Here is a 22,572-nt window from a genome sequence, read left to right on the forward strand (position 1 = left end):
AGTATCCAACCTGATTTTTTAGTGTTCAGCTTTTAGATTTCAGCCAATACCACCCAGACAAAATCTCCAAGATGTATTGTTGATGATTTGTGATCTTTCTGGCTAGGTTGTTGAATACTGACCTGATGATAACCACAATTTAGAAAGAAATCTTGGACCTCATCGGGTGTGGTGAAATGGAAGCTAAATGCGCTCTTGGATAAGAACTTTAATAATTTGCTGCTATTCCAGACCAGATTTGCCAAGGGATGTTGAACGGGTTCAGGGCATAAGTCGGTTAAATAGTAAAAGTGATTAAACTTACCTCCATATTCTGCAAGTGTAGTCCACAAGGTTTTCAACGCAGCTTTATCAAAATAATTTACCAGTCCTTCACTGATGATGACTAATGGCGCATCATGATCCAGATGTTTAAACATGTCCTGAATCTGTGGTGTAAACAGATCAATTGCCAAGACTTGTGCATCAGGTTGACCGGCTTTTTGTAAGGCCTGTTTTTTGATTCTTGCCATATTGGGCAAGTCGACTTCGATATAGGTCAAACCCGGATAATGTTTGCGGAAATGCCAGCCACGGGGTGATAAACCTGTTGCAATTTCTATGACCTGTAAGTTTGGGTGTTGTGCCAGTAGGTCAGCCAGTGTTGTATCAATCAGGGTGTGGCGTTGTTGCAGGGTGGTACGGATACTGCCACCAATAATTCGTTCTGCACCAGCTTCAATAGGTTGTAACAGACCGGTTAAAAACTTGCCTTGTGTGGTGGCAAAGGCAGGATGGGAAATACCCATCATATACCAACGATAGCCGGTATAATGTGCAGTGAATGAAATATGACGGTGCTTTGAGCGTAGTGGTTTGGATAAATGTGATTGTGTCATGTCGATCCTGTGACGATATTTTGTTGTTTTGCTGTATTAGGGCCTGTTGAGAATTAATCACATATTAAATTTAAGCTAGAAATAAGGCATTTTATGTTCTATTTTTGCATGAAAAATGGCTAAATTAGACTTATACTGCGTTAACCAGCTTGCCAATATACACATATTGTCCACACTGGTTGCCTTGTCTAAGCCATAATTTTTCTCATTTTTCATAGCAAAGATCAAATTTCAACAAGCCCTAGATGGAATGCCAATTCATCACGAATTGACATCATTTTGTACTTTATAAGCTTTCTACAAATTGTTCAATTTTAGTTTTGGTTTTTTGCCATTGTTCACCCAAATCAAGCGCCCCTCTAATTTCAAGTGGCGGAATCTGTCCACGCATTTTTTCCAATCTGCTCTGGTTTGGTAACTCAAGATCGTGTAAACCTTCCAGCGCGATACAGGCTGCGTTACGGTCATTACAGACCAAGCCCATGTCACAACCAGCATGTAAGGCAGCACGAATACGGGCATCGGCGCCTCCTGCGACACAGGCAGCCTGCATGGATAAATCATCGGAGAACAAAACGCCATCAAAACCGAGTTGTTGCCTTAAGATTTTTTGAATCCAGAATTGTGAGAAACCCGCAGGGTTGGGATCAATATTTTCATAAATCACGTGTGCCGGCATGATCGCATCCAGCTCAGGTATCAATGCCTTAAAGCTCAACATGTCATGTGCTTCGATCTCTGCAAAACTGCGGCTATCGATGGCGGCAGCGACATGCGAATCAGCCTTGACAGAACCATGACCGGGGAAGTGTTTACCAGTGGTTGCCATGCCTGCCTGTTTCATGCCTTGCATAAAGGCGCGGGCCAGCGGAATAATATCCTGAGGATTTTTGGCAAAGCCCCGATCCCCAATCACATCACTGATATCGTCAATGTCCAGTACTGGGGCAAAACTAAAATCAATGCCGACTGCAAGCACTTCACTCGCCATCAGCCAGCCGCAGGCATGCGCCAGTTCACGTGCAGATTCGGGTTGCGTCAGATAAAGCTCACCTAAACGTCCCATGGCTGGAATGTTACTAAAGCCATGTTCCGGTTTGAGTCTGCGTACTCGTCCACCTTCCTGATCAACCGCAATCAGAATTTCCGGACGGATTTGACGGATATGATCGGTGAGGGCGCGAACTTGTTCTGGTGATTCAATATTACGGCCAAATAAAATCAGGCCACCGACCTGTGGCGCCTTTAATAATTCTATGTCTTCACTGGTTAATGTTGTTCCAGCGACATCAAGCATCAGCGCACCAATCATAACTTTTCCTTCATGTTCTATTCATCTTTTGCAAAAAATAAATTCACAATGTAATGATTTTTTACATTTACCGCATCGAGAATATGCTAAAACTAGCAAATTCTAAATTTCAATGCATTATTGTTTGAGCATAATAGAAGTGATTGTCTAAAATCGCAAAGTATTATCGGTGCATAACTCAAAGGAAGCATAAATCGATTATGAAGTTACAACACATTGCTTGTGCCATCGCTCTTGCAACCGGCGGTCTGTTTTTTACCCATGTCGTGTCTGAGGCTATGGCGGCCACCGAAACAAAAGTTGTTCAAGGTGCCATTCAGCCAACACAGGAACAGGCATTGGTGGCTCGTCAGATGGCAACACTGGTTGATCGCCAGCATTATTTACCTATGCGATTGGATGCCAATACTTCAGTCCGTATTTTTGACATGTATATTGATAGTTTGGATCCGGATCATAGTTTGTTTTTACAAAGTGAGATTGATCAATTCAAACAAAAATATGCAGCCGGCTTTGGTCTGGCATTAAAAACGGGAAATTTACAGCCTGCGTATGAAATTCACGCGATTTATCGTGCGCGTATTCAAGAATATTATCATTATATGCTGGCTGAATTGAAGAAAACGCAAAATTTACATCAGAAGAATGTGTATCTGGATACCGATCGCGAAAAAGCACCTTTTTTCAAGACCAAGCAAGAACAAAAAGATTTCTGGAATAAAGTGCTGACTTCGCAATTAATTGGGCTCACCATCACCAAGGAAGAAGAAGCGGCCAAACAGCAAGCATTAAAAGATAATCCGGAGCTGGCACAAGGTGAAAACCTGACCCCGCCTGAAGATTTAACCCCGGTGCAAACACTGGAAAAACGTTATAAACGTCAGCTGGAACGTGTCTCCCGGGTGAAAAGTGATGATGTGTTGGAAAAAACTTTAAATGCCATGTTGGCAACTTACGATCCGCATAGTAATTATTACCCACCGATTGATGCGATGGAATTAAATCGTCAAACCACGTTACAGCTTGAAGGGATTGGCGTGACTATTCGTCCGGAACGTGGCAATGAAGATTATACCAAGATCGAAACCATTGTGGATGGTGGTCCGGCCAGTAAAACAGGACAAGTCCGTTCCGGTGACCGTATTGTCGGCGTGGCACAAGATGGTCAGGCCATGAAAGATGTGGTGGGTTGGTCGAGTCAGGAAATTGTCGGTGAAATCCGCGGTAAACGAGGCACCAAAGTTACTTTAAAACTGGTGGCTTCTGGTGCACCGATGAGTCAGGCCCGACTGGTGACCATTACCCGTGATGTGATTCAGGAAGAGGATTCCGGCCTACGTTACCGAGTGGTTGATGTTACCCATCAGGGCAAAAAGCAAAAAATCGGTGTGATTGAAATTCCATCATTTTATTTAAACTATCGTGCACGTCGTGATGGTCAGAACTATCGTAGTGTGTCCGAAGATACTGCAAAAGCCCTGATCGATTTATCCAAGCAGAATGTGGCCGGTGTGATTGTCGATTTACGCAATAACCCGGGCGGTTCACTTGAAGAAGTGGCCAAAATGATTGGACAAGTGGTGAAAGACGGCCCAGTGGTACAAATCCGTGATGGTAACGGCAATGTTAGTGTGTTTGAAGATACCGATGGCGGACAACAGTTGTATGCTGGTCCAATGGCCGTGATGATCAATCTGGCATCGGCATCGGCCAGTGAAATTTATTCTGCTGCCATTCAGGATTATGGTCGTGGCATTATCATTGGCAGTACCACCACTGGTAAAGGTACGGCTCAGGTACAACTCGATAGCCTTGCCTATGGTCAGGCGACTTTGACGCAACGTAAGTTTTACCGTATTACCGGTGGTAGTACCCAGAACAAAGGGGTCATTCCAGATGTGAAACTGATTGATATTTATTTTGATCAATTCGGAGAGCGTAAATCCAAGAATCCGCTGGAATGGGATACCATCGCTACTGCACCGTTTAAACGGGAAGGTGTGATCAAGCCTTATGTAAATCAGTTACAGCAGCAATCAGATCAACGTCGCAGTCAAAATCCGCAATTTATCTATCTGGATGAATATGTCGGCATTGCCAGAAAAGCGGCTGATGAGAAGAAAGTCGTACTAGACATTGATCAACGTAAAGCGGAAATCAATGCATTGGAAGCACAAACGCTCGCAGTAGAAAATGCACGTCGTAAAGCAACCAATTTGGCGCCATATGCCAATTGGGAGAGTTATCAGGCTGCATTGGATGCTCGCAGTGAAGCACGTGCAAAAATGAAAGAAGCCAAACGTCCGCCATTGCCGGAAGAAGAGGCTTTTGTCACCGAATCGGCACAAATCTTACTGGATACGATTGATCTGCAAAAAGCCAATTAGTACGGAGTAGCCATGAGGTTGCATCTTACAGATTAGAGACGTGCTCTATAAGCTTATATATCAGCTTATAGGGCGTTTTTATTTGGCCGAAATTATACATATGAATTGGTGACTGTTTTTAATTTTAAGAAATTTGATTTAAAACTTGCCTTTTTCTATGTGCTTATGCAAATCTAATAAAGATCAAGGGGGAGATTATGCATTCGGAATATACCGTTTACTGGGTAGTAGGTTTGATCATACTATTTTTACTGGGTTCAATTTTTGGCTTAAAAGTGAGTCCCCGGGAAAAAGCATTGGGTCTATTACGTGATCATGCACGGAAAATGGGATTACATCCACGCTTGATTCCTGCACCTGAATGGAGCAATATTCCTCCGGCATCTGAAACACGAGCCAGCATAGTAGCGTACTATAGTATTTTAGTGCCCGAGGGAAAGTTCCCTTTATTGCGAGCGGTAAATCAGGAAGGCCAACTTTCTGTGGTCAAAGGTGATCCCCAATTTAACGGCGAAGTGATTACACTAAAGGGCATTTATGCTATTGATATGCAGGCCAATTGCGTAGGAATATATTGGGATGAATCAGCAGATTTTGCTGGTGAACAACTTGAAAATATGAAAAACTTCCTCCATTCATTAGCACGACAAGCAACACAACAGTAACCACTGGAAAAATTTATGGCGACAGCAACAACCTCCCAACGTGACAAAAACTCGACTCAAAGCGCAAAAGGGCGTTCTTTGGTGATTGTGGAGTCGCCTGCCAAAGCCAAAACCATTAATAAATATTTGGGTTCACAATTTATTGTCAAGTCTTCCGTGGGACATGTACGGGATTTACCGACAGGCGGCGGTGCAAAAAGTACCGAGAAAAAAGCGGCTACACGCACCAAACAGACTGCCGAGGATAAAGCCAAAAAAGCACAAACTGCTTTGGTCAACCGAATGGGGGTTGATCCGGAACATGGCTGGGCAGCGCATTATGAGATATTGCCCGGCAAAGAACATGTGGTTGCCGATCTCAAAAAACTGGCCAAAGATGCCGATACCATTTATCTCGCAACGGATTTGGATAGAGAGGGAGAGGCGATTGCTTGGCATTTAAAGGAAGTGATTGGTGGCGATGACAGTCGCTATCGCCGTGTGGTGTTTAACGAAATTACCAAAAATGCCATTCAGGAAGCCTTTAAACATCCGTCTCGTCTGGATATTAATCGGGTTAATGCACAGCAAGCGCGCCGCTTTTTAGATCGTGTGGTCGGGTTTATGGTGTCGCCATTGCTATGGGAGAAAATTGCCCGTGGCTTGTCCGCAGGACGGGTGCAGTCGGTTGCGGTAAAACTGGTGGTGGAACGGGAACGGGAAATTCGTGCCTTTATTCCGGAAGAATACTGGGAAATTTTTGCTGATACACAAAAAGATAAAGATGCCATCCGCCTAGAAGCATTTAAACATGCTGGCAAAACTCTGAAATTAAAAAATAAAGCCGAAGCCGATGCGATTTTAGCCTTATTGAAAGATGCAGAATACAAGATTGTCAGCCGTGAAGATAAACCGACCAAAGTTAATCCAAGTGCGCCTTATATCACCTCAACACTGCAACAGGCAGCCAGTACTCGCTTAGGTTTTTCGGTGAAAAAAACCATGATGCTGGCGCAGCGTTTATATGAAGGTGGTTTTATTACCTATATGCGTACCGACTCGACCTTTTTAAGCGATGATGCGGTCAATATGGTACGTAATCATATTAACGATAATTTTGGTGAAAAATATTTACCTGAAAAGCCAAATCGTTACGGCAATAAAGCGGGTGCACAAGAAGCGCATGAAGCGATTCGTCCTTCCAATGTGGCCTTGAGCGGTAGTGATCTGAGTGGAACTGAACGTGATGCACAGCGTCTATATGACTTGATCTGGCGTCAGTTTGTGGCTTGTCAGATGACACCTGCACAGTATTTATCTTCCACCATTCTGGTTGAAGCCAATGGCGTTGAACTCAAAGCCAAAGGTCGCACACTGGTATTTGATGGTTTTACCCGGGTACGTGGTGCCAACAAATCTGATGATGATGTGTTATTGCCAGCGGTAAAAGTTGGTGAAACACTAAAACTAATCAAACTTGATCCATCTCAGCATTTTACCAAACCACCGGCACGATTTACCGAAGCATCTTTGGTAAAAGAATTGGAAAAGCGGGGTATTGGTCGTCCATCGACGTATGCTGCGATTATTTCCACCATTCAGGATCGTGGTTATGTCAAGTTGGAAAACCGCCGTCTATTTGCCGAAAAAATGGGTGAAATTGTCACTGATCGTCTGGATGAAAGTTTTAATAACCTGATGAATTATGCCTTTACTGCCGATCTGGAAGGGCAACTGGATAAAGTCGCAACAGGTGAAGAAAACTGGAAGAATCTGCTGGATACGTTTTACGGTGATTTTAAAAAGCGTTTAACCACTGCTGCAAGTGTTGATGGTATGCGTCGTAATGAACCGATAGAAGTGCCTGATGTGCATTGTCCGCAGTGTGAACGTGCCATGCAGATTCGTACCGGAACAACAGGCGTATTTCTTGGCTGTTCGGGGTATAACTTGCCACCGAAAGAACGTTGTAAAGGGACATTAAACCTGACACCGGTAGAATCACTGGCGGCCTTATCGGATGATGACAGTGCAGAAACCGACGACCTGATGTCGAAAAAACGCTGTCATATTTGTGGTACAGCCATGGACAGCTATGTGATTGATGGTGGCCGTAAATTGCATATCTGTGGTAATAATCCCGATTGTGCAGGCTATGAAGTTGAAGAAGGCGAATTTAAAATCAAGGGCTATGATGGACCGACCATCCCTTGTGATAAATGTGATGGCGAAATGCAGCTAAAAACTGGACGTTTTGGTCCATATTTTGCCTGCAATAGCTGTGACAATACTCGCAAAGTCCTGAAAAATGGTCAGCCTGCGCCACCGCGTGTTGATCCAATTAAAATGGAACATCTACGTTCTACCAAGCATGATGATTACTTTGTCTTGCGTGATGGTGCAGCTGGTCTATTTTTGGCAGCGAGTAAATTCCCGAAAGTACGTGAAACCCGTGCGCCAAAAATTGCTGAATTGCGTAGTGTGGCAGAACAACTTGATCCGAAATTTCAATATTTACTTGCAGCACCTGATACCGATCCAGAAGGCAACCCTGCGATTTTGAAGTTTAGCCGTAAAAATCAGGCGCAATATGTGGCATCAGAAACGCCTGAAGGTAAAGCGACAAAATGGTCATTGATCTATGAAAATGGTAAATGGGTTGAGAGTAAGTAGGCTCCTGTAAGGGGAACAACATGAAAAAACTTGCTGTTTTGATTGATGCGGATAATTCTTCGGTAAACTCAATTCAATCTGTTTTGGAAGAAGTTGCAAAATACGGAATAGCAAGTGTCAAACGCGTCTACGGTGACTGGAGTAGTGAAACGTTAAAAAGCTGGCGTGAGGTATTGCTTCCTCATGCCATTACGCCGGTACAGCAGTTTGCCTATACCAAAGGTAAAGATGCCACGGATATGATTCTTATCATTGATGCCATGGATTTACTGTATGGTGGGGCATTGGACGGATTTTGTATTGTTTCCAGTGACAGTGATTTTACACCACTTGCTTCACGGATTCGGGAAAGTGGTTTATTGGTTTATGGCTTCGGACGCAATAAAACGCCGGAAGCTTTTCGTAAAGCATGCGATAAATTTATCTATATTGAGAATCTTGTGCTTGACGATAAAGACGAAATCAAGCAGGAAACAGAGAGAGAGACGCTTAAATCTGAACCGACAAAGAAAGAAGACGTGAAACCGCATGTATTGTCGAAACAAGAACCAGAAAAAGATGCTGCAAAAAATGAAGCGATAGAAAGCTTGGATAATAAATCCCAACACATTGATAGAGCAACATTAAATCTTATTTATAAAGCTGTAAAAGATAATTCTGACGATAATGGCTGGGCTAATCTGTCGGTGGTCGGGCAATATATTACTGCGGTAAAACCCGATTTTGATTCACGCAATTACGGCCGAGCAAAATTATCTGGCTTAATTAAAATGCTGAATTTGTTTGAAACAAGAATTGATGGCAGCCAGATGTATCTGAAAAAGATTAAAAATAAAGTAAATTAGGAAGATGTTAATAGCGCAAAAATCTTCCTTCTGGAAAATGTTTCGAGTCACCATTTTATTGCTGATTTTGCTTATTGTTGCAGTCAATGCTTGGCGAGATTATCACCAGAATTGGCAAACGCCGATTTTTGTTGCTTTATATCCTGTCAATGCTGATCAATCGACAGTTACAGCAGATTATATTGCCAGTTTAAATGAACAGGATTTTGCGGTGATTGCACACTATTTACAACAACAGGCACAGCAATATCATCAGCCTATTCATGTTTATTTTAAATTGGGTTCCGAAATCAAGACACTACCGCCCAAAGTACCCGATTCGCAATCTATACTGGAGATTATGTGGTGGAGTTTAAGATTCCGTTATTATGCATGGCGACAGCAACAGGACATTGGTATACGTCCTCAGTTACGGTTGTTTTTAAATTATTATGATATGCGGACACATCAAGTTCTGAAACATTCAACGGCTTTGCAAAATGGCCGTATCGGTGTGGTCAATTTATTTGCACATCATAAACAGGATAGTCAAAATCAGATTGTGATTGCACACGAGATGTTACATGCCTTTGGTGCAACCGATAAGTACGATTTATCCACAGGTCAGCCAGTTTATCCGCAAGGTTTGGGGGATCCCGATCAGCAACCCTTATATCCGCAAAAAACTGCCGAGCTGATGGCTGGCCATATTGCCTTGAGTGCAACAAAAAGTAAAATGGCCAATAGTTTGAAAGATGTACGAATCAATGCGGAAACAGCAAGGGAAATTGGCTGGTTGAAATAATTTTACAACTCGCAACTTTTTAGCAATAGAAATAGGTATAAAATATTTATAACAACTTAAAAAGAGTATAAACAAATGATTACAGTCGGTAATGATCTGGTTCGAGATCATCTTCACGCAGAGCGCAAATGGTTTATTTTTCTTGGGGTGATTCTGGTTATTATCGGGATTTTGTTATTGGGCATGCTGCCTTTTGCAACGCTTTCCGTCGTCTATTTTTTTGGTTTGTTAATGATGCTGGGTGGTATTTTACATCTACTTGCGGCATTTACTCTGTTTAAATCCAATTCTCGCTGGTTCTGGGCATTATTTAGTATCTTCTATTTTATGGCGGGTTATTTTGCGTTTAGCTCACCTGATAAAGCAGCATTGGTATTGACCACACTGTTATCTTTCTTCCTAGTGTTTGCGGGTGTGATCCGTATGGCAAATGCGACAGTACTGCGTGCTATACCCGGCTGGAAATGGACATTCTTTTCCGGTTTACTGACCTTTATTACCGGTCTATTAATTATGTTTACACCTGATGCACCATTCTGGGTGTTGGGTATGTTCTTAGCCATTGATGTGTTATTTCAAGGGATTAATTACCTAACAATCGCTAGTGTGATTAAACAGATTCCGGCCAGTTCAAAAACGATTGAATAGTTTTTTCCACCAGCTATCAATAGGTTTTTCTGAGATTCCCCATGTTTCTCCCCAGCCATCACATGGATTGGGGAAATAAAGATAGATTTGAGAAAGTTCATCTTCATTTAAATTAAGATTCTTATTTTTGTCGAGTTGATGAAATATCTTCAAGCGAAAGGGATCATCTTTTTCCGCTTTTTTAGTCCATTGATAAGACTGATGTTTTAATTCAATCAGCTTTTTCCATTCCTCGACGTCAATTTTTCGATCTTTATTTTGATCATAATCCAGATAAAGCCTGTCCCAGTCCAGCGCAGCTGGTTCACAGGTGTAAGCTTTGGTGGTTATGCCTAACAGTAAAATAAGCAGGCATGCACTAAATATACTGGATTTGATATGCTGCTGTTTATAGATCATTTTAATTTTTATCACTCCATACGGCCAGTTCATAGCCATCAGGATCCTGAAAATGAAAACGTCGACCACCGGGGAAATCGTAAATGTCCTGTGTGATTGCTCCACCAGCCTGTTGAATGATCTGCTGGGCCTGTTCAATGTTTTGGCTATACAAGACCAGAAGTATACCACCTTGTACTTGAATCGTTTCAGCTAAAGCAAAGCCACCTTTTAGATGACCATCATTAAACTCACAGTACTGTTCGCCATAATCGGTAAATGTCCAGCCAAACTTCTGATAAAATGCTTTGCTGCGAGCAATATTTGTAACCTTAAATTCAACATAATTTAACGCAATCGTTGCTTGTGTCATATCTATTTTCCATATCATCTAAAAATGAACGATCAAATCAATGTAGCATAGAAATGATGAAAATTTATCAGGCATTGTCCATTGTTACACCAGCAGGGCAACAAATTGCAAAAGGCATAAAAACGCTGGAAATCCGCTCATGGTTGCCGCCACAATTGCCATTAAAAGATTTACTGATTGTGGAAAATCAAAATTATCTCAGCGAAGATGGTGATGAAGAACCAGGTATTGCTGTTGCGCTGGTCGATATTGAATCAGTACATGATTGGCGAGAAGATGAGGTTGAAGCGGCAACAGCCTCCTATTGGGCAACTGGTTATTATGCTTGGGTGATCAGCAATGTTCGACCATTAACACAGCCGATTGACGTCATGGCAAAGCGTAAGATTTATCAGATAAATTTGCAGCAACTAGAGATTTAAGTCATGTTGATTGAAACAGAGCGTCTCCTCCTAACTAATTGGCAAGATGATGATGAAAATAAGCTTTACCATTTAAATTCCAACCCGGAAGTCATGCGTTATTTTTTAAATCCATTGTCTAAAGCACAAAATCAAGATTTTTTTCAGCAAATTAGACAGCGTATTCAGCAGCAGGGCTATGGCCTATATAAAGTTTGTTTAAAAAATACAGGGCAATTTGTGGGATTTGTCGGACTCAATCATCCGCAATATGAATTGCCTTTTGCCTGTCCTGTGGAAATTGGCTGGCGATTGCTGCCAGAGTTTTGGCATCAGGGGTTGGCATTTGAAGCAGCGCACGCAGTATTGCAGCAAGGATTTAATATACTAAATTTTCAGCAAATCATGGCATTTACTGCGAAACAAAATCAACCCTCATGGACATTAATGCAGCGTTTAGGCATGCGATTTCAGCAGGAATTTGCTCATCCTTTGGTCGCTAATAGCCATCCTTTATACCAGCATGTGCTGTATTCAATCAAAATAGGTCGCAATGCAGTGGCCGAAAATTATGCATCAGTAAAAACAGTATAGATAATTTTAAATGAACGTGTATTGGCTATCTTTCCTTCTAGAATTTTCGTCCATAGGCCAAACCAAACAAATGCTGGCTCATCTCAATATTTGCTTCACCGCCACCAAATGCAACGGGAATGGATTGTTGTCCATGCACAGTTTTTTTAATGCCATAAGTATAGGCAAAGTTGATTTCTTGTGATGGATCAATATTCCATGTTCCGCCAATACTGATATGATCCTGTATGACGGCAGGTGCAAGAATATTTAAAAAGGTTTGATCTTTGTTAATTGGTTGATCGTTATGACTATAACCCGCACGCAGACTAAGTTTTGATGATGCCTGATAGCCTAAACCAAGACGATAAATATTAATATCTTTCCAGCCAAATCCGGGCCCCTGTTTGCTACCAAATCCATTCCCCGAGAATAAGGAATTAATATCAAATGAATTACCCACAGAATCAATATCAGAAAAGTTAATACGTGAGATATCCGCAGCGAGGTTAAGCTTCGGTGTAAATTGAAAATTTGCCCCAATCCCATAATTTTCCGGTACGTCAAAGTTACCTGAATCTGCAAATAATCCTTTATATTGACCAAATTTATCTGCTTTTATTTTAGAGGAATAGGTTGCACCCAAGCTAAGCCGGTCAGAAATTTGACCTGCCCAGCCCAGCTTTATTCCAATTCCCGTAGATGAATCTTTACCTTGATTACTGATATGGTTGGGAGTACTGGAAAACGCACCAAATGCAGAAAGACCTTTAGCCTCAAATTCTTGATATAAAATATTGGTTGCAATGCCAATCGATTGATTCTCAGAAAAGCGCCAAGCCACCGCAGGAGATATAAAGACTTGAGTGATATTCACACCCGCTTTTCCTGTATTGCCAAATGCAGTAAAGGGGTTATGATCATAGCCGGTATTCATACCACCATTCCCATAGATCGCAATGCCTAAGTCAACTGTATCATTAATTTTTTTATTGAAGCCAAATTCTGGAAGTAAAAAATATTCTCGGGCATTGCCGTCATAATTGCCATTTGCACCCGCTAAATTGCCCTGAATTTCAGCAGAACGATCAGGTGAAAATAAGGTTAAACCCGTATCCAAGCGTGTGCCTACCCAGCTTAAGCCAGCAGGATTATTGGCAATTGTCAGGCTATCATTAAATTGCGCAATGGCTGTCCCTGCATTTCCCTGTGCTTTTACGCCATAACCATGCATAAAATAGCCCGTAGTTGCGAAAGATGATTGATTTAAAAATGGTAAAGTTATAATAATCAGTGTGGAAAAAATCGTTTTTTTCATAAGTTAGTCTACGATTATGTCGAGATTTTTTAATTATATGCTTAATTATTTTATCGAGTTATAATATTAATTTAGAAGTAAATTTAATAAGTTGATAATAAGATGGTGTGATCACTAAAATCCTCTGAAATAATGGTTTGTATTGTATTACGGGAATCATAGAGTTGCGTTGGTGAATGTGTTCTCGTGTTAGAATGATGACTTAGAAAACTTAGATGAATAAAATGAAGTGTATGATTTGATATGACCATCCAACGCCTACTCGATGAACTGAATCCCGAACAATATCAGGCTGCCACAACCACTGCACAAAATACATTGGTGTTGGCAGGGGCAGGCTGTGGCAAAACCAAAACCATTGTCGCTCGTGCTGCCTATCTGATCAGTCAGGGCGTACCCCCCGAACAAATCCAGATCATGACCTTTACTCGGCGTGCTGCCAGTGAAATTGTGACTCGGGTCGAGCAATATCTGGGTATACAGGCACAGGGTTTACATGCTTCGACTTTCCATACCTTTTGTTTGGGTATCTTAAGACGTTATGCCAAAGCCTTTGATCTTGGACAATTTAATGTGATTGACCGTGATGACCAGGTATTAATGTTTCGCTTGTTACGTGGTAAAGATAAACAGCATGAATTGCCCAAAGCGGCACAATTGCTGGATTTGTATTCCTATACTCGAAATACCCAGTGCAAATTTAGTGAGGCGCTTGCCAAACAATTGCCTGATATGGTGGAGTTAAAAGAGCCGATTATTGCGGTAATGAAAGCCTATGAAAATCAGAAACGGGAACGCGCTTATCTGGATTACGATGATATTCTGGAATACGTGGCCAAGTATTTAAATCAATCAGACGCGTTGGTGGATCAAGTGTTGTATCGCTGTCGTTATCTATTGGTTGATGAGATGCAAGACACCAATCCCTTACAATGGTCATTGCTTAAACCGTTTATTGGTAAAGCGCATCTGTTTTGTGTCGGTGATGATGCGCAGTCGATCTATGGCTTTCGGGGTGCGGATTTTCAGAATATCCATGCTTTTCAGCAGCGTGTGCCTGATGCACAAGTGTTAACATTGGCAAGGAACTATCGTTCGACACAGGAAATTTTGGATATTTCCAATTGGTTATTAAAAATTAGTCCGCTGGATTATCAAAAAGAATTACAAGCCTATCGTGGTAAAGGTTTGGCACCACAATTACATACACTGGCCAATGAGTTTGAAGAAGCCAACTGGATTGCACAGGATTTAAAAAAGCGCCATAAGAAGGGCAGTGCTTGGCAGGAACATATGATTCTGGTTCGTTCCGGTTTTGCCGGACGGCAAATTGAAAGTGCTTTGGTGGCTGCGGATATTCCCTATCAATTTATTGGTGGAGTAAAATTACTGGAATCGGCGCATGTCAAAGATGTGCTAAGTATGTTACGAATCGTTGCCAATCATAAAGATGAGTTGGCATGGATGCGCTTTTTAACCCTATGGAATGGTGTGGGTGATGTCGGTGCAAGCCGTTTGGCCTCGGAGTTTTTGCAGTTTGATACGCTGGAAGATTGTCTGATCCGCTTAAAAAAATTTAGCAAAGTGCCTGCAATCGCCATTGCTGCTTTTCAACAACTGTTACAGATACAACATCTGGTCAGTAAAAGTCTGGAGGTTGCGCTGGCAGCCTTACAAGAGCAGCTTGAGCATAATTATCGTAATCAAGACTGGTCACGACGACAACGCGATTTTGAGCTGGTTAAGCAGCTAGCAGAACGACATATGAATGTTGCCGCTTTTATTGAAGAATATGTACTGGAACCGATTTCACATAGCGAAGTCGAACGGGAAAAAGATAAAGATGTGGTCACACTGATTACCATTCATTCTGCCAAAGGCACAGAACGACAGGTGTGTTATGTTGCCAATGCATCAGTCGGGCAGTTTCCACATGCCCGTTCACAAGGTGATTTTGATGAGGTTGAAGAAGAACGCCGTGTGCTCTATGTGGCTTTAACCCGGGCACAAAATGAGCTGATTATTACCCGTCAGAATTTATTTACCTGGGTCAAGGATCAGCTTGATCCACTTGGACGTGTGGTGACAGCGTATTTCCTCAGTGATTTGCCGTCGGGCTTGTGTCATGAAACCCTGCATCGACGTGGTGATCAGCGCCAGAAAGTCTGGTCTTTTGAGCGTGAAGATGGTATTGAAAAACCAAGAATTGGCATAGATTGGGATTAATTATTTTATCTCGATTGTATTTTTACTATCTCATCCTGATTTATACGCTTAAAATAAAATGAATTCTTAGTTGAAGGAACTGTAATGTCCCGTGTTGCCCGTTACCATGCCGACCGTACCAACCAAAAACTTTATTTTGCCCGTCTGGCCTGTCAGCAAGCGGAGCAGACCGAACATGTCCAGCAGATTCAGGCGCATCGTGAAGCCGCAGTATTTCATTTGCAAGGCGCAGTATTGGCATTTTTGCAGGAATTGGTGCGCTATTATCGTTTAACCGAATTTCGTCCGACCTTGCAAAATATTGAGCATCATATGGCCGAGCGTGGACAGGTATCTCCAGAAATTCAGGTCTTAAAACAACTCAGTCAAGATGGTTTTTTGTCAGCGTTGAACCGTGCCTATCGCATGTGTCAATATGCACCGGAACCCGTCGCACCTGAGCCAGAAGAGGAAACTTCATCAAATTTGATTATCAAAGTGACACAAAGTCCACAAGCATGGTTGCCCGATACACAAATTTTGCGTGAATGGCATAGTGAATTGTTAAATTTAATAGATGGTTTTCGTAATGAAATGGTGGAGTTCTGAATAAATATACAAATAGTACTTGAAATTCTAAACATTTGGACGCATTAATAAGAATCAGAGATAAACATAGATGGCAATAGATTCTATTGCAGGAGGTTGCGAATGTCAGTTGAAGAACTTAAAGAGTTACTTGGCACTCAAGAAACCATTCTTGAACTTGTTCAGCTTGATGATGGTGCTTTGGCGTTAAGAGTATCGAATTCAGAAGATGTGCCATTGGTCAGAATCGAATTTAATGAGGAAGTGCGTAAAATACTTGGCGAAAATACAGGTATGGTGGCACAGCATATGATTCAGGCAGCAATTTATGGCGTGATGGAAAATCAAGCGAATAAATGGCATGCAAATGTGCTGGATCAAAAGCCACAGTTTTATAGTTAAATTTGTTTTGTAGCTGTAAGTTTTATTCTTCTGGAAATCCATAATCATAAGGAGTGCGGTGAATATCGCACTCCTTATTTTTTATCAAGTGATTAAGCGTGATGGCCATGCTGATGTGCCAATTGAATTTGCTCTAAAATATGCGCACTCATATTCTTCGCCATTTCTTCTTTGGCAAAATAGACTGTACCAATATCGTCTTCACGTAATGCGCGCGCTTCTTCGCCATTTTCTGCACATAACAACACTTCAAGCATTGGATTAAGCTGTTTGGCAATATTGACCACCTGATGAATCTTAACCAGATCCATTGGCGAGATGACCAGTAAGCGGGCATGCATGATATGCGCCTGAATCAGTACACTGGGTTCAGTGGCCGAACCACTGACCGCAGCAACGCCTTTGGCACGTAAATTCTCAACGATTTCTCGATTCTCTTCGGCAATCACCACTTTGATGTTTTGTTCCTGTAAGGTCTGGGTAATGCGACGTCCCACCTCACCATAGCCGACAATCACGATTTGATCACGGAGGTAATCCTGACTCACTTCATCCGGTAACATGGCCAGAGGGTCGCTTTTACGTTCCAATAGACGGGCAAGATAAGAACGTGCCCGAATCCATTTCTGAATCGGTTCAATGGCAGAAAAGATAAACGAGTTCAAGGTAATGGAGATTAATGCACCGGCCAGAATCAGGTTTTGTGCATCGAGTGTTAGCAGTTGCAGTGATACGCCGAGTGTTGCCAGAATAAACGAAAACTCGCCAATTTGTGCCAGACTCGCGCCGACCGTCAGTGCCGTATTAATCGGGTAGCGGAAAAATAACACCAGTGCCATGGCAGCAATGGTTTTACCAATCATAATAATGGCGACGACCGCAAGAATATGCCCAGGTTGTTCAATCAAAATGTGCGGATCAAACAGCATACCAACCGAAACAAAAAACAAAATGGCAAAAATTTCACGTAGAGGTAAGGTTTCTTCTTCAGCGCGATGGCTAAATGCAGATTCTTTGACCACCATCCCTGCGAAAAATGCACCCAATGCCATAGACACACCAAAGATGGCATATGATCCGTATGCAATTGAAATTGCCGCAGCGACTACTGTGAGAGTAAACAGCTCACGTGAACCCAGACGTGCCACAAATTGAATGATCATCGGCACCAGACGTTTCCCGATAATCAGCATAAAGGCGATAAATCCTGCAACCTTTAATAAGGTAATGCCAAGAGTCAGCCAGATATTATCATTGGCAGATTCCTGATTGATCGGTTGGCCACCTAACAGAATTGCTGTTGCCGGTAAAAGCACCAATACCAGTACCATCACCAGATCTTCAACCAGTAACCAACCTACAGCAATTTTCCCATTGACCGAATCAAGTAAACCCCGATCGCCTAATGCTTTTAATAACACCACCGTACTGGCACAGGAGAGGCTTAAGCCAAAGACCAGTGCAGAACCAAAGGACCAGCCCCAGAGTATGGTCACGCCCATACCAAGCAATGTGGCGACCGCAATTTGTAAAATGGCACCGGGAACCGCGATACGGCGTACCTGCATCAGATCATTTAATGAAAAGTGCATACCCACACCAAACATCAGGAACATGACGCCAAGTTCGGCAAGCTGGTTGGCAAGATGAATATCACCGACAATACCCGGTGTATTTGGACTGATAATGATCCCTGCGATCAGGTAACCGATCAATGGAGGAAGTCGCAAACGTGCAGCAATATAGCCAAAAATTAACGCCAGACCAAAACCGACGGCAAGTAATATTATGAGATCTACATCATGAGGCACTGACGACTCCTTAATCGAGATGGGTTAAGGGCTTTAAATAGAAGCATAAATAATGCCAATATTGATTGTTTGAGAGTGTATCAAATTTAGCTGCGATTGACACTTTATAATCAACTGTAAATACAGAAAATTTTAACTTTAGCGGGAGATGTATAGAGGCAAGTTTAAGCTTGTCAGATCAGCGGCGAAAAAAAACGACTCATGTGAGTCGCTTTTCATCCAGCCAAAATTATTTAATTTTAGCTTCTTTAAAAATAACGTGTTGGCGGATTTTTGGATCAAATTTTTTGATTTCCATTTTTTCCGGCATCGTACGTTTGTTTTTGGTTGTGGTATAGAAATAACCTGTACCAGCACTTGAAACCAGACGAATCTTATCACGCATGGCAATGACTCCTTAGATCTTTTGACCTTGAGCGCGAAGATCGGCAACAACCTTCTCAATGCCCAATTTGTCGATAATACGCATACCCTTAGTGGTTAAACGAAGACGTACAAAACGTTTTTCGCTTTCTAACCAGAAACGGTGGTGATGCAGGTTCGGCTCGAACCGGCGCTTGGTTTTGTTGTTTGCGTGCGAAACGTTGTTTCCAACGATTGGACGCTTGCCGGTAACTTGGCAAACCTTAGACATGGTGAACTCCATTGATTAAGCCCAACAACAATCGATTGCAAGGCTTGTCAGTCAGTAAAACAGGGTGAACTCATTTATAAGGGGCGTTTTATACCAAAATTTGAACTAAAACACAAGTCCACAGCCCAAAATTAAGACATAAACCCGATTAATAGTTTATGTCTTAATCAATATGTAACAATAAAGGAAATCTCAGCGGAGATCCTTTATTTGCGTAAAAAGGTTTTAAATAAAATTTTATGTACTGCTTTATTAAACGGTGGCAGGATAAATTTCAGTGAATAGAATTTTGGATTAGACATTACCGAGCGTTCATGTGAAAAGCTAAAAAAGCCTTCCGGACCATGATATTTACCCATACCAGATGCGCCTACACCGCCAAATGGTAGATCATCCTGTGCCACATGGGTGACCACCTGATTATGACCAAAATGTCCGGAATGGGTGCGGTTTGCAATATATTCGGCACGATCTTTATCATAATCAAAATAATACAATGCTAATGGACGGGGACGTGCATTGATAAAATCAAGCACTTCATCAATTGAATCATATTCAAGAATCGGTAACACAGGACCAAAAATTTCATTTTGCATAATTTGCATCTCAGGTGAAATATTGGTCACAAGCGTTGGTGCAATTTTACGGACTTGTTCCAGATTCTCATTGTTGAGATTGATTTCAATTAGGTCGGCACCTTGTGCCTTGGCGTCTTCAAGATAGCCCTGAATCCGTCGGTACTGCTTATCATTGATGATCGAGGTATAGTCTTGATTATCTTTGAGTGTCGGATACATCGACTGCACAAAACTTTCAAAGAATCCGGCAAATTCAGCGGTTTTACCTCGTGGTAGAAACAGATAATCTGGTGCCACACAGGTTTGGCCCGCATTCCATAATTTACCCATTGCCAATCGTTGTGCGGCATCTTTTAGTGGAAGATCAGGATGGACAATGGCAGGAGATTTCCCGCCCAGCTCTAGAATGACCGGAACCAGATTTTCAGCAGCAGCTCGCATTACGGTTTTGCCGATTTCGGTAGAACCGGTAAAAATAATTTTATCAAAAGGCAGATGACTAAACTTATCGGAAATTGCGCCCCCACCATTAATTACGGCAACCAGATCCTGTGGAAAAATTTCGGCAAGAATTTTTTCCAGTAGTTGGCCAAAATGTGTCGACGCACTAGAAATCTTGATCATGGCATGGTTGCCTGCGGCGAGTGCACAGATCAGCGGGCCTATTGAGAGCAATAATGGATAATTCCATGGAGTAATAATACCAATCACACCCAATGGTTGATATTCTACCCAGCCTTTTGCAGGTTGGTGCAATGGGCTAATATGGCGCTTGGATGGTTTCATCCAGCGTGTAAGATTTTTGGAATAATAGGAAATTTGTTCGACGCAGGTCAGCAATTCGCCGATTTTGGTTTCGGCAAATGCACGATTACCATAGTCCTGACTAATGGCAGCTGCGATATCATACTGATATTTGATGAGCACCTGACGTAGATGTGACAAGCGTTCGATCCGTTCCTGAGCGGTAGCTAGCGGATGGCGTTGATACGCCAGTTTTTGCGCTGCCAGTATCTCATACAGGGCTTGGATATCCGGCGGTGTTTCGACCGCTTTATTTGTTTTGACGATGTTATTCATTTTCGTGTGCCAATTTGATGAAATTAATGATGAGTTATTTTTAGAGTAAAAACTCTAAATAGTCAAGTCATGAATATGTGTGTAATATGAGTAAATTTGTAATGTATTGATGTTAGACAGAAAACATTTACATGCGTAATATCTGTTATTTAGATCGTGATTGCCAGATTTGAGGAATAATCATTTGAAAGTTTCAAAAACCAAAGAACGAATTTTGCAGGCAAGTTTGACCTTATTTAATGAAAAAGGTGAAAGAGTCGTCACGACCAACCATATTGCAGCCGAACTGGGGATTAGTCCGGGTAATCTGTATTATCATTTTCGTAATAAACAAGAGATTATTAAAGAATTATTTGAACAATATCAAACTGAAACCATTAATTTATTAAATGTGCCAGAAGGACGTCCGTTAAACAGTAATGATAAAATCCATTATTTTCAGATTCTGAGCAAGCAATTGTGGTCTTATCGGTTTTTACATCGGGATGTGCATCATTTAATGGACTCCAATCCTGAGTTTAAACAGCTTTATCCGCAACTAGCAGGTCGTGTCATGCAACAAGGGCAAAAGATTTATCAGGGTTTTGTTGATGCCGGATTAATGAGAATGACAGCATCGGAGATTGAAGCTTTAATTATCAATGTGTGGATTGTGTTAACCAACTGGGCCAATTTTTTATATATGTCCGGACATTTAAATGGTGATCAAAAATCAGAACACTGGGTATGGCAGGCTTTGCGGCAGATGGTATTTCTTGAAGGACCCTATTTAATTGGTGAAAGTCGAGAGACCTATGAAAAACTGCTGGAAACCATGGGAACCTCGAATTTATTTGCGCAGTTATCTGATGTTGGGTCAGAAAATAGCGAATTGGAAATAAAAAATTGAAGATTTTTTGGCTAAAAGCGTTAAACTAATGCGTTTTTTAAAATTATTGCGAATTTAAAGTAAAATGAATATGTCTACAGTAAATACAGCACGTTTGCTGATTACATGTGAAGATCGTCCCGGTATCGTACAGGCTGTATCGAGTTTTTTGTATCACCAAGGTGCCAATATTACCGCACTTGATCAATATGCAACCGAAGCGCAAGGCGGACGTTATTTTATGCGTGTTGAATTTGAGCTGGATCATTTGTCTGGTCGTCAGGAAGCATTGGTTGAAACATTTCAGAAGAATGTTGCCGAACGCTATAATATGACTTGGCGCTTGAACTGTGTTAGTGATGTTAAGAAAGTCGGAATTTTGGTTTCCAAAGTTGATCATGCTTTATTAGAGTTATTATGGCGTCATGCACGTGGCTCCTTAGCTTGTGAAATTACACAGGTCATTTCCAACCATGAAGATTTACGTGAATCGGTTGAAAACTTTGGTATCCCGTTTACTGTAATTCCGGTCAATAAAGATAATAAAGCAGAAGCCTATGCACAAATTGATGAATTGATGCAGGGCAATGATTTGCTTGTTCTAGCACGTTATATGCAAATTTTGAGCGAGGATTTTGTATTAAAATGGCCGATGAAAGTGATTAATATCCACCATTCATTCCTGCCTGCATTTGTGGGAGCAAACCCTTATAAACAAGCCTACGAAAAAGGCGTAAAACTGATTGGTGCAACTGCCCATTATGTGACTGCTGATCTGGATCAGGGACCGATTATTGAGCAGGATGTAGAACGGGTCAGTCATGATTATAGTGTCGAACAATTACGTGAACTGGGTGAAGATGTAGAACGAAATGTTCTGGCTCGAGCAGTAAAATGGCATCTGGAAGATAGAATTATTGTGGATGGTAATAAAACCGTTGTTTTTGATTAATTATTTACACATTCTAAGAAATTTTTTCAAGCACAGTTATTAACTGTGCTTTTATTTTTAGTAAAAAATTATAAAAAAAGGTTGAAAATGAAAACACTTCTCATTTATCATTGTCGCACTTTAATTTGTACATCCGGTTGTATCAATCGAATGATTTTACGTTACAAAATTAGGACATCCTAAATGGGTCAACTTTCTGTAGCATCATCTTCCCATCCGCTGTCTAGGAACCAGAAAATT

At 41.6% G+C, this 22,572-nt stretch carries 22 protein-coding genes; 13 read left to right on the forward strand and 9 right to left on the reverse strand.

Annotated elements, in window-relative coordinates; translation table 11 throughout:
- Nucleotides 1-32: 32 nt before the first annotated feature.
- Both CRO21_RS01820 and nagZ read right to left on the reverse strand, forming a co-directional pair.
- Nucleotides 33-878: a class I SAM-dependent methyltransferase gene (locus CRO21_RS01820; RefSeq protein WP_097077637.1), complete on the reverse strand. Its 846-nt coding sequence runs from the start codon at nt 876-878 to the stop codon at nt 33-35.
- Nucleotides 879-1,164: 286 nt separating this feature from the next.
- Nucleotides 1,165-2,190, reverse strand: coding sequence for a beta-N-acetylhexosaminidase (gene nagZ / locus CRO21_RS01825; RefSeq protein ID WP_097077638.1), 1,026 nt, complete (start codon nt 2,188-2,190; stop codon nt 1,165-1,167).
- Nucleotides 2,191-2,390: 200 nt separating this feature from the next.
- Here nagZ and CRO21_RS01830 point away from each other — a divergent pair, with 200 nt between their 5' ends.
- The 6 genes from CRO21_RS01830 (at nt 2,391) to CRO21_RS01855 (ending at nt 10,171) form a co-directional block, all read left to right on the forward strand.
- Nucleotides 2,391-4,577, forward strand: coding sequence for a carboxy terminal-processing peptidase (locus tag CRO21_RS01830; RefSeq protein WP_097077639.1), 2,187 nt, complete (start codon nt 2,391-2,393; stop codon nt 4,575-4,577).
- A gap of 197 nt (nt 4,578-4,774) precedes the next feature.
- Complete coding sequence (locus tag CRO21_RS01835; RefSeq protein ID WP_097077640.1) at nt 4,775-5,242, forward strand: ammonium transporter; 468 nt, start codon at nt 4,775-4,777, stop codon at nt 5,240-5,242.
- Nucleotides 5,243-5,257: 15 nt separating this feature from the next.
- A complete protein-coding gene (gene topA, locus CRO21_RS01840; protein ID WP_097077641.1) occupies nt 5,258-7,894 on the forward strand; it encodes a type I DNA topoisomerase in 2,637 nt (878 codons plus the stop codon).
- A gap of 20 nt (nt 7,895-7,914) precedes the next feature.
- Nucleotides 7,915-8,739, forward strand: coding sequence for an NYN domain-containing protein (locus tag CRO21_RS01845; protein WP_097077642.1), 825 nt, complete (start codon nt 7,915-7,917; stop codon nt 8,737-8,739).
- 4 nt (nt 8,740-8,743) lie between these two features.
- A complete protein-coding gene (locus CRO21_RS01850; protein ID WP_097077643.1) occupies nt 8,744-9,523 on the forward strand; it encodes a hypothetical protein in 780 nt (259 codons plus the stop codon).
- Nucleotides 9,524-9,598: 75 nt separating this feature from the next.
- Nucleotides 9,599-10,171, forward strand: a complete 573-nt coding sequence (locus tag CRO21_RS01855; RefSeq protein WP_097077644.1) for an HdeD family acid-resistance protein — start codon at nt 9,599-9,601, stop codon at nt 10,169-10,171.
- Here CRO21_RS01855 and CRO21_RS01860 read toward each other — a convergent pair.
- Both CRO21_RS01860 and CRO21_RS01865 read right to left on the reverse strand, forming a co-directional pair.
- Nucleotides 10,154-10,570 carry an EF-hand domain-containing protein gene (locus CRO21_RS01860; protein ID WP_097077645.1) on the reverse strand — a complete coding sequence of 139 codons (417 nt, stop codon included), beginning with the start codon at nt 10,568-10,570 and terminating at the stop codon, nt 10,154-10,156. The genes CRO21_RS01855 and CRO21_RS01860 overlap by 18 nt on opposite strands.
- A 1-nt stretch (nt 10,571) precedes the next feature.
- The gene (locus tag CRO21_RS01865) at nt 10,572-10,922 is read right to left on the reverse strand and encodes a VOC family protein (RefSeq protein WP_097077646.1); all 351 of its coding nucleotides are present in this window, start codon (nt 10,920-10,922) and stop codon (nt 10,572-10,574) included.
- A gap of 53 nt (nt 10,923-10,975) precedes the next feature.
- Here CRO21_RS01865 and CRO21_RS01870 point away from each other — a divergent pair, with 53 nt between their 5' ends.
- Nucleotides 10,976-11,344 (forward strand): ASCH domain-containing protein, encoded by a 369-nt coding sequence (locus CRO21_RS01870; protein ID WP_097077647.1) that lies wholly within the window; start codon nt 10,976-10,978, stop codon nt 11,342-11,344.
- Nucleotides 11,345-11,347: 3 nt separating this feature from the next.
- Nucleotides 11,348-11,917: a GNAT family N-acetyltransferase gene (locus CRO21_RS01875; protein ID WP_097077648.1), complete on the forward strand. Its 570-nt coding sequence runs from the start codon at nt 11,348-11,350 to the stop codon at nt 11,915-11,917.
- Between the two features lie 37 nt (nt 11,918-11,954).
- On the opposite strand, the gene CRO21_RS01880 is transcribed toward CRO21_RS01875, so the two are convergent.
- On the reverse strand, nt 11,955-13,214 hold the full coding sequence (locus CRO21_RS01880; protein ID WP_097077649.1) for an OmpP1/FadL family transporter: 1,260 nt from the start codon (nt 13,212-13,214) through the stop codon (nt 11,955-11,957).
- A gap of 243 nt (nt 13,215-13,457) precedes the next feature.
- Between CRO21_RS01880 and CRO21_RS01885 the strand changes: the two genes are divergently transcribed.
- The 3 genes from CRO21_RS01885 (at nt 13,458) to CRO21_RS01895 (ending at nt 16,409) form a co-directional block, all read left to right on the forward strand.
- On the forward strand, nt 13,458-15,440 hold the full coding sequence (locus tag CRO21_RS01885; RefSeq protein ID WP_097077650.1) for an ATP-dependent helicase: 1,983 nt from the start codon (nt 13,458-13,460) through the stop codon (nt 15,438-15,440).
- 84 nt (nt 15,441-15,524) lie between these two features.
- On the forward strand, nt 15,525-16,028 hold the full coding sequence (locus CRO21_RS01890) for a DUF6586 family protein (protein WP_097077651.1): 504 nt from the start codon (nt 15,525-15,527) through the stop codon (nt 16,026-16,028).
- Nucleotides 16,029-16,130: 102 nt separating this feature from the next.
- Nucleotides 16,131-16,409, forward strand: a complete 279-nt coding sequence (locus tag CRO21_RS01895; protein ID WP_087619279.1) for a hypothetical protein — start codon at nt 16,131-16,133, stop codon at nt 16,407-16,409.
- Between the two features lie 92 nt (nt 16,410-16,501).
- On the opposite strand, the gene CRO21_RS01900 is transcribed toward CRO21_RS01895, so the two are convergent.
- From CRO21_RS01900 to CRO21_RS01915, 4 genes are all read right to left on the reverse strand, one after another.
- Nucleotides 16,502-18,220 (reverse strand): cation:proton antiporter, encoded by a 1,719-nt coding sequence (locus CRO21_RS01900; protein ID WP_097077652.1) that lies wholly within the window; start codon nt 18,218-18,220, stop codon nt 16,502-16,504.
- A gap of 229 nt (nt 18,221-18,449) precedes the next feature.
- Complete coding sequence (rpmG, locus tag CRO21_RS01905) at nt 18,450-18,605, reverse strand: 50S ribosomal protein L33 (RefSeq protein ID WP_001205031.1); 156 nt, start codon at nt 18,603-18,605, stop codon at nt 18,450-18,452.
- Between the two features lie 12 nt (nt 18,606-18,617).
- Nucleotides 18,618-18,854: a 50S ribosomal protein L28 gene (gene rpmB, locus CRO21_RS01910; RefSeq protein ID WP_004649871.1), complete on the reverse strand. Its 237-nt coding sequence runs from the start codon at nt 18,852-18,854 to the stop codon at nt 18,618-18,620.
- Between the two features lie 206 nt (nt 18,855-19,060).
- A complete protein-coding gene (locus CRO21_RS01915; protein ID WP_097077653.1) occupies nt 19,061-20,512 on the reverse strand; it encodes a coniferyl aldehyde dehydrogenase in 1,452 nt (483 codons plus the stop codon).
- A gap of 169 nt (nt 20,513-20,681) precedes the next feature.
- Between CRO21_RS01915 and CRO21_RS01920 the strand changes: the two genes are divergently transcribed.
- A complete protein-coding gene (locus CRO21_RS01920) occupies nt 20,682-21,401 on the forward strand; it encodes a TetR/AcrR family transcriptional regulator (RefSeq protein ID WP_097078103.1) in 720 nt (239 codons plus the stop codon).
- 64 nt (nt 21,402-21,465) lie between these two features.
- Complete coding sequence (purU, locus tag CRO21_RS01925; protein WP_097077654.1) at nt 21,466-22,332, forward strand: formyltetrahydrofolate deformylase; 867 nt, start codon at nt 21,466-21,468, stop codon at nt 22,330-22,332.
- Nucleotides 22,333-22,572 lie beyond the last annotated feature (240 nt).

Source organism: Acinetobacter puyangensis (assembly GCF_900096995.1).
In the GTDB taxonomy this organism is placed as follows: domain Bacteria; phylum Pseudomonadota; class Gammaproteobacteria; order Pseudomonadales; family Moraxellaceae; genus Acinetobacter; species Acinetobacter puyangensis.

Bases quoted from the DNA above. Each gene is read 5' to 3' on its own strand.
- purU (WP_097077654.1), top strand. From the start codon at position 21,466: ATGAATATGTCTACAGTAAATACAGCACGTTTGCTGATTACATGTGAA.
- CRO21_RS01895 (WP_087619279.1), top strand. From the start codon at position 16,131: ATGTCAGTTGAAGAACTTAAAGAGTTACTTGGCACTCAAGAAACCATT.
- CRO21_RS01865 (WP_097077646.1), bottom strand. From the start codon at position 10,922: ATGACACAAGCAACGATTGCGTTAAATTATGTTGAATTTAAGGTTACA.
- CRO21_RS01835 (WP_097077640.1), top strand. From the start codon at position 4,775: ATGCATTCGGAATATACCGTTTACTGGGTAGTAGGTTTGATCATACTA.
- topA (WP_097077641.1), top strand. From the start codon at position 5,258: ATGGCGACAGCAACAACCTCCCAACGTGACAAAAACTCGACTCAAAGC.
- CRO21_RS01860 (WP_097077645.1), bottom strand. From the start codon at position 10,570: ATGATCTATAAACAGCAGCATATCAAATCCAGTATATTTAGTGCATGC.
- CRO21_RS01915 (WP_097077653.1), bottom strand. From the start codon at position 20,512: ATGAATAACATCGTCAAAACAAATAAAGCGGTCGAAACACCGCCGGAT.
- CRO21_RS01870 (WP_097077647.1), top strand. From the start codon at position 10,976: ATGATGAAAATTTATCAGGCATTGTCCATTGTTACACCAGCAGGGCAA.
- CRO21_RS01855 (WP_097077644.1), top strand. From the start codon at position 9,599: ATGATTACAGTCGGTAATGATCTGGTTCGAGATCATCTTCACGCAGAG.
- rpmB (WP_004649871.1), bottom strand. From the start codon at position 18,854: ATGTCTAAGGTTTGCCAAGTTACCGGCAAGCGTCCAATCGTTGGAAAC.
- nagZ (WP_097077638.1), bottom strand. From the start codon at position 2,190: ATGATTGGTGCGCTGATGCTTGATGTCGCTGGAACAACATTAACCAGT.
- CRO21_RS01875 (WP_097077648.1), top strand. From the start codon at position 11,348: ATGTTGATTGAAACAGAGCGTCTCCTCCTAACTAATTGGCAAGATGAT.
- CRO21_RS01885 (WP_097077650.1), top strand. From the start codon at position 13,458: ATGACCATCCAACGCCTACTCGATGAACTGAATCCCGAACAATATCAG.
- rpmG (WP_001205031.1), bottom strand. From the start codon at position 18,605: ATGCGTGATAAGATTCGTCTGGTTTCAAGTGCTGGTACAGGTTATTTC.
- CRO21_RS01845 (WP_097077642.1), top strand. From the start codon at position 7,915: ATGAAAAAACTTGCTGTTTTGATTGATGCGGATAATTCTTCGGTAAAC.
- CRO21_RS01850 (WP_097077643.1), top strand. From the start codon at position 8,744: ATGTTAATAGCGCAAAAATCTTCCTTCTGGAAAATGTTTCGAGTCACC.
- CRO21_RS01880 (WP_097077649.1), bottom strand. From the start codon at position 13,214: ATGAAAAAAACGATTTTTTCCACACTGATTATTATAACTTTACCATTT.
- CRO21_RS01890 (WP_097077651.1), top strand. From the start codon at position 15,525: ATGTCCCGTGTTGCCCGTTACCATGCCGACCGTACCAACCAAAAACTT.
- CRO21_RS01830 (WP_097077639.1), top strand. From the start codon at position 2,391: ATGAAGTTACAACACATTGCTTGTGCCATCGCTCTTGCAACCGGCGGT.
- CRO21_RS01820 (WP_097077637.1), bottom strand. From the start codon at position 878: ATGACACAATCACATTTATCCAAACCACTACGCTCAAAGCACCGTCAT.